Source organism: [Mycobacterium] stephanolepidis (genome assembly GCF_002356335.1).
GTDB lineage: Bacteria > Actinomycetota > Actinomycetes > Mycobacteriales > Mycobacteriaceae > Mycobacterium > Mycobacterium stephanolepidis.
Map to the genome: position 1 here is coordinate 950,345 of NZ_AP018165.1, position 19,421 is coordinate 969,765.

Here is a 19,421-nt window from a genome sequence, read left to right on the forward strand (position 1 = left end):
AGTTCCCTCCTCAGCATCCGGGGGTCAGGAAGGCCTTCACGTAACTGCCGGACTGTCGGATGAACATCCACGACCAGAAGCCAACTCCGGAAGGAGTGGGACTGGCAATCATGGTGAGCTCCCCGTCGAAACACTTCCCGACGATGTAACGAGCACGCGAGACGTGTGGTGTGAAGGTGACGACGATGATGTGATGCCAGCCGAATTCCTGCGCCTTGGAACGTATTTCCTGGGCCTCGCCCTCCGTGGTCCAGGGGTCTGGAATGAAACAGCTGACCGTGAATGTGAAGTGGCCCTTGCAGTACTTGTCCATGTTGCGGTCATTGGCGCCGGTCGACTGTGCGATCAGCAGGTACGGTGCGTACCCGCGCTTCGCCAGGTCCAGACCGACATCGAAGCGCTCGTAGGGGGTACCGCCCAGCACGACGATCGCGTCGGCAGGGCGTAGCGGATCGGTCTGCGGGTTCATGTAGACGCGCCAGCCGGCTGTGACGAAGCCTGCCATGAGCACGGCGATCACGATGAAGGCCAACAGGACTCGCCTGCGCCATTGTGGTCGGCGGTCGGGGGCGGGCACCGAGGGCTCATCGGTGGGTGTTTCCGTGGCGTCAGTGGAGCTCATCGGTGATCTCCTCGGCGCGGTCGACGTAGCGGTGCGAATCCTGGGTTACGCGAAGGTGGCCCGCCTCCGCGATCTTGGCGGCTTGTGCCGGATGGCGGGCACACCAGTGCAGGATCTCGCCAAGTTCGGCCTCGTTGGAGAACAGCAGGCTTTCGGTGCCCTCGTTGAGCAGCTCGCTGTGTTCATCGGTGCGTTCCCCGACGAACAGTCCTCCACACGCGGGTATTTCGAAGGTTCGGCAGGTGTGGGTATCGCGGTTGTCCGAGTTCAGCAAGACCAGGTTCGCTGTCACGGACGCCACGGTGGTCGCAAAGTGATCGCCGTAGACGGCGCCACCGACCGTGGCCCCGGTGGCCTGCAGCGAGGGCATGCGCCGCCAGCCCGGACCACGCACGAGAAGATTCTTCCCATGCTCGTTGCCGAGTCGGGCGATTATGTCGGATCTGTCGGGGCGCCTGGCTCCGATGAATCCCACAAGATACTGCCGTGCAACCCGTTTGGCACACGGACGATGCCACGCAGGATCGTAGGCGCTGCGTACGAACTTCACCCGGCGCGCGCCTCGGTCTTGCAACTCGGACACGTTGTGGCGTTTGGTGGTGACTACCAGATCCCACTCGCGTTCGTGCGCCAGGTAATCGGCCGTCGTGTTGTAGGGATTGCCGACATCATCGGGGCTGTAGTGGACGCGCATAGCTGCCGGAACCTGGAGTAGGCGTCCCTGGTCCAGGTGGATCGACTTGAACCCGAAGAGCATGTCGGGAGTGAAATCTCGCGCGATGGCATCGATCTGATCATGCACGGAGTTCTGCACCCAGGATGCGCGCCGGCGCATGGCCTTTGAGTACACCCATGCCGGTGACAGTCTGGTGGGCAAGGTGACTCTGGTGGTGTCCACCACGACCACCTCATGGCCCGCCTGGCGGAATCCGTCCGCCATCGACCGGGCATTACTGCCCACCCAGTCATCTCCGATAAAGAGGATCTTCATCGCGCAACACCCTCTTGCTCCGACTCGGCCTCGTTGAGCACGCCTCGTTCCCGTCCTGCCAGGTGCCTGACGCGTGCCAGATACCAGATGGCTACTCCGAATTCTGCACCGATCACGCCGCCAATGAGTGCCCACACGGAGTGGCTCCAGGATGCTGCGATCAGCCCCGCCACCGACGCCGCTGTACCTACCACCGATGCGACGAGGACACCATGCATGTCTTGACGTACCGGTAACAGCGCGGTGCTGATGTACGAGCTGATAGTGCTCGCCGGAAGAATGAGAAGCTCGGCGCGCAGTAAGCCTACGGCCCCGTGGAATTCACTTCCGAAGATGAGGTGAATTATCGGTGTGGCGAACACCCAGAGTAGGGCTGCGGCGAGTACGGCCACCGCGACGGCGCCGCGTAGTCCCTGAAATCCGGTGCGCCAGAAGTGTTCGTGTCCGCTGCGTTTTGCCATCCGGGGCAGCAGTACCAAACCGATCATGTCGAGGAGCGATTGCATCGCCCTGACCAGACGATCGCTCGCCGAGAACAGGCCCAGCGACACGGCGTCGAGCATGGCCGAGTAGACGGCCGGTGCGCCTTGCCCGTACCCGGTAGTGAGAAGTCGTGAGGTCGCGATCGGCCAGCTGGTGCGGAGGATGCGGCCAGGTGCGTAGGGGCGACACAGCCCGCCGAAGGTCCGCAGGCTGTCCCACCACGTGCCGGCGACCGTCAAGATCGAGGAGCCCAGCAGGCACAGCACGGCGGTGGACGCGTGCGGGGAGTGCGGTAGTAGCACGATGAGAAGAACGAGATAGGCGATGCGCCCCGAGCCTTGGTAAACCGCGGATGCGACAAACCGCCCCTGCCCAATGAGCAGCCAGTCGTCGGAGGTGGCCCAGAGTCCACCGGCGAAGAGTCCCAACAGAATCATGTGCACGTATGGGGGCGCCCCGGCGATCCAGCCGACGCCGAACGCGGCGCCGAGCACGGCGAGGGTCATCAACCTCAGGGACAAGTAGTCGCTACGGACCTGCCGGAGTTCGGCAGGGGTGTTGCGCAGGGTAGGCACTTGAGCAGCGAGAAACGGTGTCATGCTCAGGTCGACGACGATGGAGCCGAAGAAGTACGCGGCCATCCCCACCGCCAACAGCCCCATTCCCACCGGTCCAAGCACTCGGGCAAGTAGTGGCACGGTCGCGAATGTCACGACGTACTGGCCGTACTTGCCGAAGATGACGGCCCCGAAATCTCTGGCCAGTCGCAATGCGCGGGGGAGCGTTGCGCTGTTTTGGGGTTCCCTAGACACTGCGCTCTTCCAACGATGTAGCCGCGCGGGGGTTGAGGATCTGCGCGAGGAACGATGCGACGGTCTGTGCCGAGTCGGCGATATCGAATCTTCTCGCCCGAGACTGACCGGCGTGCGCCAATCGGGTTCGAAGGTCACGGTCTTCGATGAGACAGTCGAGCGCGTCGGTCAATTGATCAGCGTTACCGGCGTCGACCAGCAGCCCGTGGACTCCCGATTCGATAGCCTCGGCGGGGCCGCCGGGCTGGGTGGCGATGACTGCGCAGCCCGCGCGCAGCCCCTCGACGACAACCTGCCCGAAGGGCTCGGCGATGACCGAGCAATGCACCAGGATGTCGGCGGTGGACAGGATGTCGGAGGGGTCGTCGAGATGCCCGGTGAATGTCACGGGCAGTTGGAGTTCACTTGCCAGGTCTTCCAATTCGGTTCGAAAGGAATCCTCGCCGAAGAAGGTGCCGCCAACGAGATATACGCGCCGAGGTTGAATGCTGGTGTTGGCCAGCGCCCTGAGGAATACATCTTGCCCCTTCCACCGAGTCAGCCTGCCGACGACGGCGACAACGGTCTCGTCAGGCGGGCGCTGGGGTGGGTGTTCTGTGTCGAGTGTCCGCAGAAAATCCAGCCCAGGGTACGCCACGACGCCCGGGCGGCGCCGTGGCCGGAGGGAGTTCTCGGTGGACCGGCTATTGGCGATGTACCCGTCGGAGACGATCATGCCCACCGTTCGGATGAGGAATGCCAGTGTGGCGCCGAAATATTCGGCTGATATCCGATCGTGAACATGCCAAATCAAGGGAATTCGCGCACGTTTGGCTGCGACGGCAGACATGATGAGAGCCTTTGTGCTCCCTGCGATCAACACATCGGCTCCATGCTCTCGCACGACGGCGCCCAGATCCCAGCCGAGCCGAATCAGTGCCACGGCTCCGGTCAACCGGCGCAACCATCCGGAACCGTCAATGGTGACGCTTCGGCTATCGAAAGTGTTGGCCAACAGTGATGTTCGTATGCCTCGGGACTTCATTGCGCCGACCATGGGGCCGTCTTCGGTGTAGATCACCGATGGTTCGACGGTGAACTCTGCGGGCGCATCGCGTAGCGCCGACAGCAATCGCGAGGTTGCCAACTCCGCACCGGAGGGAGCCGCGGTGTGAGCGACGAATACCGCCCGGATCATGCGCTCAACTCCGAATACACGGCATGGTGACGCTGTGCGGCAGCGGCCCAGGAGAAGGACTCGGCATGTCGTCGGCACTGTTGTGGAGTGGGGAGAACGCCATCGAGCGCTGAGATGAGTCGTGCCCCAAGCGCTTCGGCGTTGTCGGAAGGCACGATCAACGTGGGATCCAGACCGCGTACCGCATCAGGGAGCCCACCACAGTCGGTGACCACGGCGGGCCTACCGGTGGCCAAGGATTCGAGTGCGATCAGTCCGAACCCCTCAAGAGCCACGGACGGCACGACGGTGAGGTCGGCAAGCGTGTAGAGCTGTGTCAGGGTCTGGTCGTCCACACGACCGGTGAATTGAACGCTGTCGTCCAGACCCGCCACTGATACCTGTGTCCTCAGATTGTCTTCGGCGGTGCCCGTGCCCACGATCATCAGGCAGACATCTGGGTGCGCGGACACGACGGCCCGCCACGATTCGATGAGGCGGTGAATTCCCATGCGATGTTCGAGCCTGCGCACGCAGAGCACCGTGCGCCTCCCGGTGGGTGCCTCCAACGGTGGTAGCAGTCCGAATCTGTCGAGGTCGACCCCGGGCGGAATGACTTCGATGCGATCCGCGGGTATTCGATAGTCCTCGATCAGCACGTCACGGAATCGATCCGACAGCACGATCATCCGTTCAGCGCCGGTGTACCGGAGGCGTTCGACGAGGTACTTGGCACGCGAACGGAACGCTCCGGCCCCTGCGAACCTGCTTTCTGCTGCCCAGGGTCCGTGGAAGTGCACAACCAGCCGGCTGTGGGTGCGCCATCCGGTGGCCGATGGCCCGTAGAGGCAGAAGTGGCGATCCAGAATCCCGGGTTGCCGCAGCCCGGATCGATCGTTGAAGGCGGTGAGAACCCGCGAGCGAGTGGACCCGCCGGTAGCGCCCCAGGACCATCCGCCGTCTGAAGGCACCCCGAATGCGGCGGCGGACAGTTCGATGTTGTCCCGCCGGCGCAGCGCGGTGAATAGATCTGTGAAGTACCGATTCAGCCCGCCGGGCAACGATGAGAACCACTCCGAGCCGGTCATGTGCACTCTGATGGGTGCCATGTCAGGCCTCATCTCCGCTGTCGGTGATCTTTGCTATCGGTGACGGCTGCGAAATTGGTCCGACGTCGCGCATCGTCCATCGCCACGCAGGTGTTCGCCGCCATGCGCGGTCTGCCTTGGGGGCTCGGCCCCATCCCTCATGTTTGTTCAATGTTCAACCGACACAACATGCACGTGCATGCGGCCGCCGATAGGTTCATGTCCATTGATACTCATAATGCCTGAGTAGGCCAAACAATATTTCCGAGTAGCACGATGCTCTTCGGACGCGAAATTCATGTGCGCACCGATGTCCGATGCGCCTAGTTTATGCCGCCAGACAGCCGACTCGTCTCTAGCCTGCAACACACGGTGGGTGCTCCGCAACCTGAGGCGGAGGTTTCGCTCATTGAAAGTCGGATCCAACCTTGCCTTTAATTTGCCCGCAACTACCCGATATGTAGTGGTCGAGATAACGCTGTGGCTGGCTGAGAGGGACGCGTTCCGCGTTGCCTGAACTAGCCTGAACTGGCTATATTATGAATATGTTACTTGCTGGTGAGCGTTGTGTGATTGGCGTGAAGATTAGCAAAGAGCATCGATGGGAGATGTTTGTTAGATAATTCTTATTTCCCTGCAATGAAACTTTCATTTGTAACGCTTCGATGGGTGAAGTAGCGTGACAGTCATCACGTGGCGTGTTTTTGGTCGTTATGGAAACCTCTACACGTAAATAGGTCGGGCTCAATTGCCTAAATCGTCCATACGAATCAACCGATATGAACGAACGGGTCAAGTGCACTTATGGATTTGAAGAGCGTCGTTAGTGATGGAATTCAACGGAGGGTAGAAGCGCGCCCTGGGGGGCTCTTCTACCTGCACCGACGATGGGCGCCGGCGGCCGACCTGGTCGCCATCGCTCTCACGTCGCTGGTCTCGTATCAGCTCGCGCATCATCTGCTGTCCGGGCGGCAAGACCTGGGACGGTGGTACGCGGCAACCGATGTTGTGATCGCCGTCACCTGGTTTGCTGCGCTCTCGCTGCACACCGTCGGCCCGGGAAAGGCGTTGCGGGCGGTCTTGCAGCAATGGCAGACGGTCGTCAGTGTCACGTTCCAGCTGTTCACGATCGTGCTGCTCACCTATCTCATCTCACGCATCGAGCTGATCGATATTCGGCATCTGGTCATCGAGATCCCGCTGGGACTGCTGGGCATACTCGTCGCCCGATACGGGCTGCGGCGTATCTGGGGCTCGGCGAGCCGGACGCCCGTGCTGCTGGCGGGCGATCACGATGCCGTCCGGGAGATGGTCACCGCCTTTGGTCGTCACCGGGGCAGCGGCTTCGAGGTCGTCGGCGCGTGCACCCCCGGAGTTGAGCATTGGCTTGGGGGACAGGCGATCGAGGTTGGCGGTCACCGCGTACCGATCGTCGGTGACGACCGGCACGTGGTCGAGGCGGCGCAGCGGACATCGGCTCAGATCGTCGCGGTCGCGATGACCAATGGACTTGGGCGCAAGGAACTTTCAGTGCTGGCCTCCGAGCTCGGAGATCTGGGAATCGAGCTCGCGGCATCTCCGGGGGACGTGGATGAGACCGTCGTGACCACAGCGGAGCGGGGTCTGGAGCGGGTCCACATGCTGGAGATGCTCGCCCCGGGCCATCGCCGCGCGCGATCGATGTCCAAGGAAGCTTTCGACATGGCGTTCGCGGCTGCCGCCATTCTGGCCACCGCGCCGGTGATGCTCGCGATTGCCGCGGCCATCAAGCTCACCAGCACCGGGCCGGTGCTCTACGTATCCGAACGAATTGGCTTGGACGGTGTGCCATTTCGAATGATCAAGTTCCGCAGTATGTACACGGGCGCCGACCGCGATACCGCGGCGATGATCGACTCGGCAGGAAGCACGCCCGTCTTCTTCAAGGCGAAGGAAGATCCCCGCATCACCCCGGTGGGGGCGTTCATCCGAAAGTACAGCCTCGATGAACTGCCCCAGTTCTTCAATGTGCTGTTCGGTGACATGAGCGTCGTGGGGCCGCGCCCGCAGGTGCAGCGCGAGGTCGACGCCTACGACGAGACGATGCGGCGACGGCTCCTGGTGAAACCGGGCGTTACCGGTCAATGGCAGGTCAGCGGCCGTAACGATCTTTCGGTCGATGAGTCTATTCGTCACGACATCTCGTATGTCGACAACTGGTCCATGGGGCTCGACATCCGCATCATTTCCCGGACTGTCGGCGCGGTGGTGCGCAGCGAGGGCGCGTACTGATACTCGGTCGATGGCCCGCAGGGCTTCCCGAGCTTGCCGTGCGGCCCTGTGCCGCACAATCTTTCGAGCGGGTCTTTGCGGACCGAACGGTCACCGCATTCAATCGGTAAATGCGTGTTAGCGCTAAAACACATCGTTGACAGCATGACACTCTGTGTCCTACCGTTTCGTGGGTGTTACCCCCAACTGGCGAGTGTCCCTCGAGTACCAGATGCTGATTGCACATGGCTGTGGTGCGGGGCGTTCCTTGCAAATTCGCTGCGAATAGGCATTGTCGATTTCTCAATGGCCAGTGGGACTTTCGGCGTACAACGCTGCTCAAATTTTCTGAGGAGAGGTGTCGTGCTTATGTCGGGTCGGGATGTTCGGTCGTCGAATAACGTTCCCAAGCGATGGCGGAAGCAAGTCCTTGCCGGCGCGCCGGTGCCTGCTCACCTGCCGCTGCCTGTCTCGCGGGTGATGTCGGCGACGACGGCGTTGGTGACCGCGACGGCACTTACCGTCAGCGTGGCGGCGCCGGTCACCGTCAACTTCTCGCCCCCCGAGCCCCATGCCGCCGTTGCGCTTGCTCCACGTGCGATGAGTCTGGACGTTCAACTTGCCTCGATGGTGGGCATGTACGGGGTGGGGCCTGTCTTCCAGGCGTTGCGCCTGGCCGGGGTCGGCAGCCCGGATGCCGTCCTGACTAATGCGGTCGGATTGCTCAATAATCCCAGTTTGTCCTCGGCGGCTAAGACGCTGTTGGACGTGCTGAACACGATCAGCCCTGTCGAGCCCAAGGTGCCCGGTTTCGGGCCGGCGGGTGTCTACGATTCCGTGAACGAGCTGAGCTACAGCATGGGCGCATTCAGTGGGCTTGAAGGCGTCGCGGATACCCTCAATAGCCCATGGATCAATTGGATTCCCGGTATTAGTGCGATCGGGAACGATTTGCTGACAGCGCTCAACCAGCGGCGCGCATTCATTCTCGGGGACGGTCTCGGCGGCACCGATAGCGCGCTCGCGCTACGCCAGATGATCAAAGAGGTCGAGTCCGACAGTGCCCTGTGGGGTGACGGTAAGCACGGTGTGACCGGCGTTGTCGCCGTACTGTTTCGCAACACGTCGCGCCCGGGCGGCGGCCTGATGGCGATGGTTACCCCCATCTCGGAGTTGTTTGGGCTGAACCTCAGTAATCCCGGTGCAGGCAGCTACACGAATGCAGGGGCCAATGCTGGTCTTGCCACCAAGGTTCTCAACATCTCCGTCACCGATATCGGGTGGAAGTACGACCTACTTTCGGACGCACCGTCGACGCTTAGAGCGTGTCTTGTGTGGTTTGTGGGGTGGTTGGGGCATGATGTGCTGGTGTGAAAGAGCTTTCGTTGAGGTTGGTTCCGGACGAGTTGTGGGCGTTGGTGGAGCCGTTGTTGCCGGTGCAGCGGGTGCGTCCCCAGGGCGGCGGGACGGCGTATGCCGATGAGCGTGCGGTATTCACCGCGGTGGTGTTTGTGCTGGTCAGTGGGTGTGCCTGGCGGCATTTGCCACCATGTTTCGCAGTGACGGTCCCTACCGCGCATCGCCGGTTCGCCGAGTGGACCGCCGTCGGGGTATGGCGGCGTCTACAAGAAGCGGTACTCGATCGGCTCGGTGCCGATGGGGCATTGGATTGGTCACGGGCCGTGGTGGATTCGGCGTACGTGCGGGCTAAAAAAGGGGCGCCATGACCGGGCCGAGCCCGGTAGACCGGGGCAAAGCGGGTACCAAGATTCACGTGCTCACCGACGCGACCGGTCTGCCGTTGCAGACCGCGGTCACCGCCGCCAACACCTGGGACGGGCATGCGGTCCCGCCGCTGGTACGGGCACTGCCCGCCATCAAATCCCCGCGCGGGCCACGCAGGCGGCGACCGGCAAAACTGCACGCAGACAAGGCATACGACGCGAACCAGCTGCGGCAATGGCTCACCAATCGACACATCACACCCCGGATCGCCCGCCGCGGAACCGAATCCGGCGACCGGCTCGGCACCAAACGCTGGAAAGTCGAACGCACCATGTCCTGGCTCTTCACCTACCGCCGCCTGGGCACCCGCTGGGAACGCCACGACCATCTCTACGCCGCATTCCTCACACTCGCCGCCACCCTGGTCTGCTTCAGAAAACTATCCACATGAGACACGCTCTTAACCCACTTGCCTGGGCGAATTCCGTCGCGGGTGTGGTCATGCCTACCTACCTGATTCCCGATAAGGACAAGGCAATCCCGGTGGCCGCCAACTTGGTCGGCCAGCTGCTTCCAGGGCTCGTCAACGCGGGGTTGGTCACCGCTGATCCGACGGGAGGACAGGGGCTCCACCTGCTTACCCAGGGCACGATCGTCGACGTGGTCAATGGCCCCCTGAACAGCGCCTTGAATGCGGTGTTGGGACCGGTCTTCCGGTCGATCCTGGGCACGGACTTCAAGTTCCCGGTACAGGGCATCTCCACCTACGTCACCTATGACTCGGGCAATCTTGCGCTCCTTGAGCCCTTCCACATGCTGCCTCGCCTACTCGGATACGCGGGCCTGGCGGACATCACCACACCCGTTGCCGACTCGTTTGAGAGTGCGCTCACACAGCTGGTTGCGCTTGGTTATCAAGATGTCAAGAGCACTACCGACGCCAACGGCGTGATGACCTTTACACGCGGTATGGATATGGCCGGTGTGCAAACGGATGTCTTCAGGGCGCCGACCAACATCAACTGGGCGCAGCGTTTTGAAGTCCCGCAGACGGTGTTCAACGCGCTGATCGACGGTTTCAGCAATAACTTGCTGAGCCCGGAGAAGCAGAGACTCACGTTGTTCGGTAACAGCGCACTTGGGGATGCCATCTATAAGAATGCGTTGGTCGTATCTGTGGCTCACGCGGTGCGCGAGGGACTGACCCGGCTCAAGAGCATCGCCAACCCCATGTTCAACCAGGCGCAGAACATGCTCAAGCCGGTGGCCGATGCACTCGACGCCGCCACAGTTCAGGTGAACAGAGTGATCGACCAGGGGCGTGCCGCAATAAAGGGCCTGAACATCGACGCGAGCAAGCCACTCTTCGATGCCAATCGCGCGATCAACGAATCAACTAAGTCGTTGGACAACGGGCTCCTCGGGGCAGTGCAGAGCGCGGGTGCTCATGCAGTGGCCGCGCGTTCCACCGCCGCTCTGTTTGCGATGCCGGAAACGCTCCCCAAGCCTCAGCAGCTCACCGCCGGAACACCGGACTTTGCGTGGCACCTGCTGGGCACCAGCGGATCAGGCAAGGAAAAGGAAGCGGCCGTCGTCAACGGCGACGCTGCGTCGGATGTCGAGACGGTCTCGTCCGCGCAGCTTTCCGCATCGAGGCCGAGTGTGGTTGTAGACAGTGAGCCCTCGGCGCCGCACGCTGTCGAATCGGTTAAGGACACCGCGAAGGAAGACCTCAAGACCGCACCAAAGGATGACGCGAAAGACAGGGACAGGTCGCTCAAGCCACTGGTGAAGGAAGGGCAGCCGGACAAGGCAGACCAGTCACTAAACAAGCAGGTGACCGACACCCAGAACACCGGCAGTATCGGCGCTTCCACGACAACTAACACAGATGCATCCGCAGCTGCGGCAAAGACTGACAGCACTAAGTCGGTCGCAGATGCCGCATCCAAGGCTCCGAAGAGCAAGCAGGACAATGACTCTGGTCAGCATCAGGAGGCATCGAAAGGCAAGGAGAAGCTCGCCAAGCCGGTCGTGAAGGAGAAGCTGCAGGACAAGGTCGATAAGGCGAACAGTGCGCTCAAGGATTCGGCAACCGGGTCCATCAAGCAGACGAGGGGTGCGATCACCTCTACGGGGACCAACACCGATGGATCTGCCACCTCAACGAAGACTGAGGGTGCGAAGTCGGCAAGTGCGGCGGATGCGACTGGTTCGTCGGCGGGAGCTAAGACAAAGCAGGGCAATGACTCTCATGACAATCCGGCCACGTCGAGGAAGACTGGTAGTTCGAAGCCGGCGAGTGCGGCGGATTCAAGCACGTCGTCCGTGACCAAGAACGACTCCGACAGCGGCAAGCATCACGAGGATTCCTCGGGTGCGTCCAACAAGGTGAAGGTCAAGGTGGCCTCGCCTAGCGAGTCGGGTGGAAAGCACCGCACAGCAGGTGCGTCGTCGGGTGGTGGTTCGGAAGGCTCGGGCGCTCATGGCGGATCGGCTTCGACTGGGGGAAAGCACTCGGCAGGCGGTTAGGGTCGTACGAATGGCGCTGGTGTTGTCGTCGGCAGGGTTAGGGTCCCACATCAGCTCGGCTGCCAGGCGATCAGTGCATCTTTGCGGACCGAGTGATTTCAGCTTTCAATCGGCGGATTCCAATTAGCGTGAGGTCAATGTACTGAAATGTTGATCGACGTAAGAGGCCTACTTCACAGCGCGACATTGACAATATGACACCTCGTGTCATATGCTCTGTATGTGTATTCCTGACGCAGTGTTTGATGAACTGCGCTGCTTTCCAATTTGAGGTGATCCGTAAATGCTCGGTGCTTGGTCGTTAACTTCTGGTTTTATCGCTGTGGCATTCTCGGTGACGGGATGCGGACATTACACCGGCGATGAAAATGGACACGCGACCTTTGCGGAGACTATATCGCCGTCAACCGACGATCGCCTCCCGGCTGATGTTGGCTCCGGGCCAATGCTTATCGCCCATCGTGGCGGTGCCGCGGATTATCCGGAGAACACACTTCTGGCAATTACCAACGCTGAAAAGTCGGGAGTCGGAGGGATGTGGATAACCGTCCAGGTGAGCGGTGACGGGATACCGGTGCTTTATCGTCCGGTTGATCTGTCGGTATTGACAAATGGTACAGGGCGAGTGAACTCCAAGACATTGAAGCAATTGAAAGAGCTGAATGCGGGGTGGAATTTCGCAAAAGAAGATATCAACCCCTATCGTCAGCAGGTAGTCCAGATACCGACGCTCGAAGAAGCAATCGCCGCGGTACCGCCGAGTATGCCGCTGTTCCTCGACCTGAAACAGGCGCCGGCTCAGCCACTGGTAGATGCAGTCTCTCGGGTGTTGGTCAAGACGGCTGCTGTAGAGCGATCAGTCATCTACTCGACAGATGCGGAAGTGACTGTATTGGCGGCTCAGAGGAGCCTAGAAGTCGCCGAAAGTCGCGATATGACTCGTCAGCGCCTCTTGAACATGGCACTGAATCATCGGTGTGAGCCGGCGCCAAGCATTGGGAGATGGGCCGGCTTTGAGCTCCATCGCGATGTCTCAGTCTCTGAGACGTTTACGTTGGGTACCGGCGCTTCCCAAGTTGATGCCGAGCTTTGGGACCCCAGCTCTATTGAGTGCTTCAACTCTCAGCAGGCCGGTATGAAGACGATTGGATTTGCGGTAAAAACCGAAGATGATTTTCGTCTGGCCCGTAAGATTGGGCTGAATGCCGTGTTGGTTGATTCGCCTTTGGCAGCACGAAATTGGCAATAGAGAAGAAGTCTTCGAATAATGCCTGACGCTCATGTCTACCCTTTAAATGCTGAGCTGGCCGAGCTGCGTTTCATGGCTGGTCGACCCAGTTTTCGCAGTATCAGCCGGGCTATCGGGTGTAGTCACACAACAGTCGCCAAGGCCTTCGCGCCCGGGGCTATTCCGTCATGGGAGATCCTCCATCTGGTTGTGTGCCAGCTCAATGGCGACGTGGACACTTTCCGTAAGCTGTGGTGCGACGCCGCACGCAAACAGGAAAACGGGGTAAGCGGCGTCCACAAGATCGCCTCGGTGTCTACGCGGCGAATCGTCACCATTTTCGTACTCGCGGCTGTCGCCGGATGTGCGGGAATGTTGTTGATGATCGCCCGTCAATCCACGCGCCATCGATGAGAAGCGGGCAGTCGAGGCGTTTCGTTTATGCCGTGAAGTAGTGCAATGCCGCAGATTTCAATGCCGGCTGAATGCTCATCAATGATATGCATTAAATGGATGCGATCGGCAATTCATGGATGGTCGTGGCACTGATCTGTAAAGGTGCATGTAGAGCGTGTGTCACCGCGGTAATAATCGGTTGCATGATCGAGTGCAGCGTGATGTCAGACAGCGTCCTGATGCCGAACGGGTTTTTATGATTAACACAATACTGGGATGGGGTAGCGTTGCGTCTTATTGGTCTGAGGCAATGAAGATACTCTTCTGGGTTTCGTTGGTTGTTTTCTCCCTCATGACTGCTCTACCGCGGGCTGATATCGCTGTGGGGAATAATCGTGCACAAGGAGATCCGCCGCTGTCGCACTCCATAGATTATTCAGGGAATCTGGCGAGTTCAATTGACCTCAACAGCGTGCACATCAAAAGCGACATGCCGAGTGATTTGGTTCCGCAATCAGGTGTGCCGTTAGAGGCCGTGGTTCGCGTACTCGGATGTGCCCGTTTCCCCTTTCGTGATACGACTCATTCATGGGACGGGGGAGAAAATTGAGAGCGTACTATCAGCTGCGGGTCTCGGATTACGACGAGAATAGAGATATTTCCGTGTACGTGGCCAACTGGGATGAAGGGCAAGGTCTTGCCGCCGCCTCCGCGGCAGATCGTCACTGTTCGATGGTGTCGCGGAAGAAGGAGCCCGACTATGCGGATTGGTGGATGTACAGAGGTTCGTTCCTCGTGGGGATCGTGTCTTTGGAAAGGCGCTATCAATAGCGATCGGAATTGATGGTGTTCCGTCGACGGTCAACAGCGACCCGAGGTCTTCATCGCGAGTTGGGTTGTGGGCGACTACCCGGGTTGGTAGCCGCGGGAAGTTTCAGGCGGTCTCGATTTCGAGCATGAGAACTACCCATTCGGGTTTAAGACACTTGGTAATCCAGCGCCCGATCGGTCGGAGGTGCTGAAGCGCCTCCGAGGCTGACTCGACGAGAATCTGATCGAACGTCGCTGTCCGGCCCCGTCGTTGGATGTCGACGGTCCCCGCCGACTCCAGGTTCTTGATCCAGTCGCTGTGGCGGCCGTAGCCGGCCATGACCGCGAATCCCGCGTGTGCGCGCAGCAGTACGACGGGCGTTCTGTAGATGGTTCCGGATTTTCTGCCCCTGTGCAGGATGACCCCGTACGGGGGAACGGCCCCGGCCCATTTTCCCTGGATTCGGTTGGTGACTCGCTTGTTGAAGCGGGCGAGCCAGCGGGGCGCCTGGAGGTGTTGGGGCATGTAGCCGTGCTCCTTATTTAATTCAACTTGAGTAAGCTGAAGTTAATGAGGTTGTAGGCCCGTGTCAACGCCTGCGGGGCTGTGTGTGGTTGGGCGGGAGGGGTGAAACGGCGTAGTGGAAGAAGTGCCCTCGGCAGGATTCGAACCTGCGACACCGGCTTGTAGATTTGTCGGTTGCCGTAGTTCGTCAAAGTCCGTTAACGTATTGCGGCACAATCATTTACGCGAGTACGAAGTGCAGTTAGATGCGTATAGATTCGCGGCGTGTCGCGGGGGTTTATGCGGGGAAAGTACGGTTTTTCGGCGTCAATCTACTGCGGACGGAAAGTCGCGGGGGTCTACCTGTGGCGAGGTTGATCAATTCATTGTGGGCGGTACGTTCTCAGCGCGTGCTGAGGACACCGGTGTGTGCCGCCTCGAAGTTGTCCGCGATGTTGTCGCGCACCCATTGCAGTTGTTCGAAGCTGGTTTTTGGCTCGAAGCTCACTGATCGGGCCAGTTCCTCGAGTGACATCTCGGGCATCGGGACAAACTTGGTGAGGTACTGCCAACCACCGGACTGGTCTCTGGGGCCGAACGAGTTTGGTGCGGCCAGCGGGGCGATCATGCAGTTGATGCTGCCTTCGCGGGACGATTGGTAGATCTGAATTTTGCAGTCTTGGGCGCGGTAGTAGACGACTGAACCACGCATGCCGCCCTCGTCGACGTGACTATCGATCTCATCCAACGTGAAGCCAAGATCAGTTAGCAATGGCCCGACAACAGTCTGGACCTGTTCTGCGAAATCATCATTCATGATCATTGACCTCCTACTCGCACCCAGGAGTCACCAATTCGTTGGTATCCATATGCTGGGGCATTTTCAATCAGGTACTTAATTTCCTTCGCGGAGAACGAGTTTGGGTCGTTACGCAGCACATCTGCGATGCCTGAGAACTTGGTGCCCTCAGTTACGTAGTCTATGCGCGGTATCCCGTTCTCCATCTGTGACTTTAGAAAATGCTCGTTAACTTGCCATCCCAGAGTATCTGCGTCTGATCTGCCGAGCCCGTTGCCGATAGCGTTCCATGCATCGCCGCCTGTGTCGTAGTAGATGCCGCCATTTTGTCTGGCTTCTCCGATGTATCCAGCTTCCTCACCAGCCCATTTGCCAAGCACCACGCGATCGGGATTGGCGGTACTGCCAATACCTGGTGCGTGGTGAGTCGCGTGATCGGCCACTTGGCCCGCTAATTCAGCTGTGGGATGGCCGTTGGCGAATGCGCTATTGAGTTCGGACGCCAACTGCGGCGCTTGGGGCGAGTAGTGCTCAGTGGAGTAGTTCCATCCGCCTGAGCTTGGTGCGTGATCGAGGCCAGCGACCGGTGCGGGGTGGTGGCCCACGCCATTGTCTATACCGTGGGCGACGTCGCTTGCGAGTCCGCGTTCGATGCCGCCTTCAAGGCCGTGTGTGAGCGCCCCGCCTTCACCGCCTAGGGGCAGGGTGGGGGCGATGGCGGTTGCCTCGAAGAGTTTGTGTCCGGCGAAGTGTCCGGGGTCGTTGACGGCTTGTTGGGCTTGGTCAATCGCGGAGCCGATGGGGTTGACGGTCTGATCCAACAGAGCTTTGCCGCTGTCTTTGGCGAGGTTGGCCCAGGCTTCGGCGACTCCGGGTGCGCCCGGACCGGCTTGCCCGGTGAGTTCCTTGCCTTGCTGTACGGCACCGTCGGCGCTTTGGTAGAAGCCCTCGTGAACATCGTTGGTGAAGTCGATGAACCGCTCACCTGGTGATCTGCTCAGGTTGGCGTTGCCGTCTCCGCCAGCGGGTGCATCAGGCAGGAAGTGAGGGGTTTGTGCCTGCTCGACCGCTGCGTTTACCTTTGCTTCGATTTGGTCGGCGGGCACGCCCAGGCGTTGCAGGTTTTGACGCGTCAAGTCTTTGAACGCGGGCACATCCTTGGGTTGCAAGGTCGGCGACATCCGCTGCGGAATCTTGTCGGTGCTGTCCCGCACGCCTGGGAGTGCCCCTAGACCGCCCAGCTTGCTTGGATCGACGTTCTTATCGCCCACCGGGACAGCGTTTTTGGGGTACCACTCTTTGTAGTTGGCTTGTGTGTCCGCACCGGCAGCGGCAGCCTTAGTCGCCCCAGGATCACCATCAGGGTTGGGGGCTGCCAAGTTCTGTAGCGCTCCAGCAGCGCCGTTAGGCTTGATCGCCGATCCCGGTGTAAGCGGCAGCGCGCCAGCAGATCCGGCCGGGTCCGGAAGTGTCTGGGCAGCTTTGACTGCTGCCTCAAGGTCGGTATTCGCGGCATCCCCGGCTGCGCGGATCTGCCGCAGCGTGTTGGTCAGGTAGTCCAACTCGTTTTTGTCGTACTTGCCATTCGGAGGTGTGACTTCACCGGTGTCGTAGTTGATCGTGAACTTGCCGCCGGCGGCGTCGCTTTCAATCTTCTTGAGCAGCTGTTGCACGCCCTCGAATTCATCGGCAGCGGCCCGGATCTTGCCCGCCGCAACCTGTTGGGCTTGGGCGTGGCCATCGAGGTACTTGCCGTGTGCGTCGATGTCGTGGTGCGCTGCGTCACCGGAGACGCCTTTCCACCCGTCGCCCATGATCGGAAGCCGCTCCACACCGCGTTTCATGTCCCGATTGGCGTTCGCCATCGCGTCGAGTCCGTCCGCTACGTCACGGAACGATTGGACCTTGGCGCGTTTGATATCGGCCAGCGACAACGACACGTCGGGTTACGCCTTCGCCTGTGGACGGTTGCCCAGGATACTGACGGCGGTTTGTTCTTCCATCCCGGCGAAGGCGTACCCGATCTGATCGAATGCGTCGCGGTAATGGGTGGATTCATTCTCGACGTGCTTGGAATGGCCCTGCCATTGGGTTGATTCGCTGCCTAGCGCAGAGGACGCGCCACCAACCCACCCCGACATCGCGGCACTGATCAGGCCGTGGGCTTTGGTATGCGCTGCACGATGCGCGGCCAGTAGCCGGTCTATCTCATTGGCCGACAGATGCAGCAATTCAGGACTGACTTGCAACGACCCCACAGCAACACCCCCTCAGCTAACAACTACGGGCACAGTAGCACCGTCAGGTAGCTCGTGCCGATGGTTGTCAGCCGTCTGGATACTGCTAGAACGGTCGAGTTGCCCCGAACGGCCCGGACGTTAGATCGGGGAGCGTCTGCGCAAAGTAGGCATTTCAGGCGTCGTCCGTGTTCTGCGGAAATTTCAATGCCCCGTCTTTGAAGCCCTTCATCATCACAAAGGGCTTCATTAGAGGGTCCCTAAATCGATACCGGGTTTTGCGGCCCTCGCCCCTCGTATCGAGGATGTAGATGGGTGAATCGGCGAACCTTTTCAGATGCCCCAGGTAGCTCGGTGTCCGCCTGGTCCTTCCGCTGAGGTTCGACAACGGACCGCTGATATCCACCGGCGCGAAGAAGCCAAGTTCATCGATTTCAGCTATTGCACACGCCAACAGTGTCATGTCGAATCCCGCCGGTTTTGCCGAAGCCACTGCATCCGTGTAGCTCACTCGGATGCTGTGAGCCGCTTCTTCGGTCGCACGTACTAGTGCTTCGAAGACATCCCGCACACCTGTTTCATGCTTGTGATTGCGTAGTGCGAGCTCGCCAATCGCGCCGGCTAGAAGATGTGTGTAGTACGGAAAACCTTGGGAGAGTCGGATGATCGCATCAACTGCGCGCGTCTCAAGTTCGATCGAAATTCCGCTCAGATCGTTGAATCTTTGGAAGCCGCCAACAACAATTTCCCTCAGTTCGTCTGCACTCATCCTTGGCATGTAGACCTGCTTGAGACAGCGGTCAATGGAGGCATGGCCAGCGAGGAGCCCGGCCACATTGTCGGCCACTCCCACGATGAAGACTGTGCACTTCACGAGGTCATCCGACAGCATTTTGACTAGGTCAGCGAACAGGACCGTGTCATCCCATGCTCCGATCCTGTCGAACTCGTCCAAAATCACTACCAACGGCACCGCGTTGGCCACAATCTTGAGTGCCCTAGCCGCACTATCCGGAGTCACAGCATCAGACATCTCGATGATGTCTTCGTATTTGTCAACAGCAGCTTCTAGGTTGGCTGCAATTCCCGCCGGAGCTAGATCGGCGAATGACTGAAGGTGAGCGGTCAGCTTCTTCCACACGCTCGCAAAGTTGTCATCATTGCCACAGGCAACACGTACTGCCACGCCAGCATGCGCAGAGGCCTGCTGAAATGCCTCTCTTGCCATGTATGCGAGCGAAGTCTTGCCTACGCCGCGCTCTCCGTACACTATGACGTGCTGCCCCACTTGCTGTACCGCGCTCAGTACCCCACTCAACTCTGCGGTGCGCCCTTTGAACATTGCACGATCTTCGGTCGGCGCGCTCGGCCTGAAGATCGAATGCAAAATGGCTTCCTGGGCAGCCAGCGACAGTACGTCGTCTCCGAACGGCAGTGTCATTCAACTATTGGAGCATCCAAGCACCTCAGCTTCAACTAATCCAGCATCTTCTTCAACTAGCGATCTTCACGGGGTACTAGCTTCAACACGATGGGAGGTAGAGGCCTGGGGTAGCAGTCCCCCGCCCACCAGGGTTCTCCACCTCGGGCCATAGGGCAGCGGAGAGGGAGCGGTTTTCTTTTTTCGACCCATGGTGGTGGTTTGGAAAAAATGACGGGGGGAGGAACGCCGTATGCCACGAGGCGGACAGCGAGGTGGGGCGGGAGGGGTATATAGCCAGGGTCTCTGGCTGTGAATTCGCATGTGGCGCTCTCGATCTGGTCCTACGCTGCAAGTACCCTGACGC

Annotated in this window: 14 protein-coding genes and 2 pseudogenes; 6 read left to right on the top strand and 10 right to left on the bottom strand. The window is 60.0% G+C overall.

Features of this window, described 5'->3' with window-relative positions; all coding sequences use genetic code 11:
* Nucleotides 1–10: 10 nt before the first annotated feature.
* The 5 genes from MSTE_RS04750 to MSTE_RS04770 are packed head-to-tail and all read right to left on the bottom strand — an operon-like array spanning nt 11 to nt 5,152.
* Nucleotides 11–622 carry a YdcF family protein gene (locus MSTE_RS04750; RefSeq protein WP_096499385.1) on the bottom strand — a complete coding sequence of 204 codons (612 nt, stop codon included), beginning with the start codon at nt 620–622 and terminating at the stop codon, nt 11–13.
* A complete protein-coding gene (locus MSTE_RS04755; RefSeq protein ID WP_096499387.1) occupies nt 609–1,613 on the bottom strand; it encodes a CgeB family protein in 1,005 nt (334 codons plus the stop codon). The genes MSTE_RS04750 and MSTE_RS04755 overlap by 14 nt, the downstream gene beginning before the upstream one ends.
* Complete coding sequence (locus tag MSTE_RS04760; protein ID WP_096499389.1) at nt 1,610–2,908, bottom strand: lipopolysaccharide biosynthesis protein; 1,299 nt, start codon at nt 2,906–2,908, stop codon at nt 1,610–1,612. The genes MSTE_RS04755 and MSTE_RS04760 overlap by 4 nt, the downstream gene beginning before the upstream one ends.
* Nucleotides 2,901–4,085 (bottom strand): glycosyltransferase family 4 protein, encoded by a 1,185-nt coding sequence (locus MSTE_RS04765; RefSeq protein WP_096499391.1) that lies wholly within the window; start codon nt 4,083–4,085, stop codon nt 2,901–2,903. Before MSTE_RS04765 ends, MSTE_RS04760 begins: the two co-directional genes overlap by 8 nt.
* Nucleotides 4,082–5,152, bottom strand: a complete 1,071-nt coding sequence (locus tag MSTE_RS04770) for a glycosyltransferase family 4 protein (RefSeq protein WP_096505441.1) — start codon at nt 5,150–5,152, stop codon at nt 4,082–4,084. The genes MSTE_RS04765 and MSTE_RS04770 overlap by 4 nt, the downstream gene beginning before the upstream one ends.
* An 804-nt stretch (nt 5,153–5,956) precedes the next feature.
* On the opposite strand from MSTE_RS04770, the gene MSTE_RS04775 reads away from it, so the two are divergent.
* The 6 genes and pseudogenes from MSTE_RS04775 (at nt 5,957) to MSTE_RS04800 (ending at nt 13,301) form a co-directional block, all read left to right on the top strand.
* Nucleotides 5,957–7,423, top strand: a complete 1,467-nt coding sequence (locus MSTE_RS04775) for a sugar transferase (protein ID WP_096499393.1) — start codon at nt 5,957–5,959, stop codon at nt 7,421–7,423.
* 423 nt (nt 7,424–7,846) lie between these two features.
* The gene (locus MSTE_RS04780) at nt 7,847–8,776 is read left to right on the top strand and encodes a hypothetical protein (protein WP_157997636.1); all 930 of its coding nucleotides are present in this window, start codon (nt 7,847–7,849) and stop codon (nt 8,774–8,776) included.
* Nucleotides 8,773–9,578, top strand: a protein-coding gene (locus tag MSTE_RS04785) for an IS5 family transposase (protein ID WP_231896907.1) whose coding sequence is annotated in 2 segments (ribosomal slippage) — nt 8,773–9,117 and nt 9,120–9,578 — 804 coding nt in all. Because the reading frame shifts where the segments join, the coding sequence is not laid out codon by codon here. The genes MSTE_RS04780 and MSTE_RS04785 overlap by 4 nt, the downstream gene beginning before the upstream one ends.
* A gap of 1,898 nt (nt 9,579–11,476) precedes the next feature.
* Nucleotides 11,477–11,659 (top strand): annotated as a pseudogene (locus MSTE_RS25825) (hypothetical protein); the annotation flags it as partial.
* 283 nt (nt 11,660–11,942) lie between these two features.
* Nucleotides 11,943–12,908 carry a glycerophosphodiester phosphodiesterase family protein gene (locus MSTE_RS04795; protein WP_096499397.1) on the top strand — a complete coding sequence of 322 codons (966 nt, stop codon included), beginning with the start codon at nt 11,943–11,945 and terminating at the stop codon, nt 12,906–12,908.
* Between the two features lie 18 nt (nt 12,909–12,926).
* Nucleotides 12,927–13,301, top strand: coding sequence for a hypothetical protein (locus tag MSTE_RS04800; protein WP_096499399.1), 375 nt, complete (start codon nt 12,927–12,929; stop codon nt 13,299–13,301).
* A gap of 916 nt (nt 13,302–14,217) precedes the next feature.
* On the opposite strand, the gene MSTE_RS04810 is transcribed toward MSTE_RS04800, so the two are convergent.
* The 5 genes and pseudogenes from MSTE_RS04810 to MSTE_RS04830 form a co-directional block, all read right to left on the bottom strand.
* Nucleotides 14,218–14,619: a nitroreductase family deazaflavin-dependent oxidoreductase gene (locus MSTE_RS04810; protein WP_096499403.1), complete on the bottom strand. Its 402-nt coding sequence runs from the start codon at nt 14,617–14,619 to the stop codon at nt 14,218–14,220.
* A gap of 382 nt (nt 14,620–15,001) precedes the next feature.
* Complete coding sequence (locus MSTE_RS04815) at nt 15,002–15,415, bottom strand: hypothetical protein (protein WP_157997637.1); 414 nt, start codon at nt 15,413–15,415, stop codon at nt 15,002–15,004.
* 1,154 nt (nt 15,416–16,569) lie between these two features.
* Nucleotides 16,570–17,337, bottom strand: a pseudogene (locus tag MSTE_RS25930) (TNT domain-containing protein); the annotation flags it as partial.
* A gap of 6 nt (nt 17,338–17,343) precedes the next feature.
* A complete protein-coding gene (locus MSTE_RS04825; protein WP_096499407.1) occupies nt 17,344–17,655 on the bottom strand; it encodes a WXG100 family type VII secretion target in 312 nt (103 codons plus the stop codon).
* 154 nt (nt 17,656–17,809) lie between these two features.
* Nucleotides 17,810–19,075: an ATP-binding protein gene (locus MSTE_RS04830; RefSeq protein ID WP_096499409.1), complete on the bottom strand. Its 1,266-nt coding sequence runs from the start codon at nt 19,073–19,075 to the stop codon at nt 17,810–17,812.
* Between the last annotated feature and the right edge of the window lie 346 nt (nt 19,076–19,421).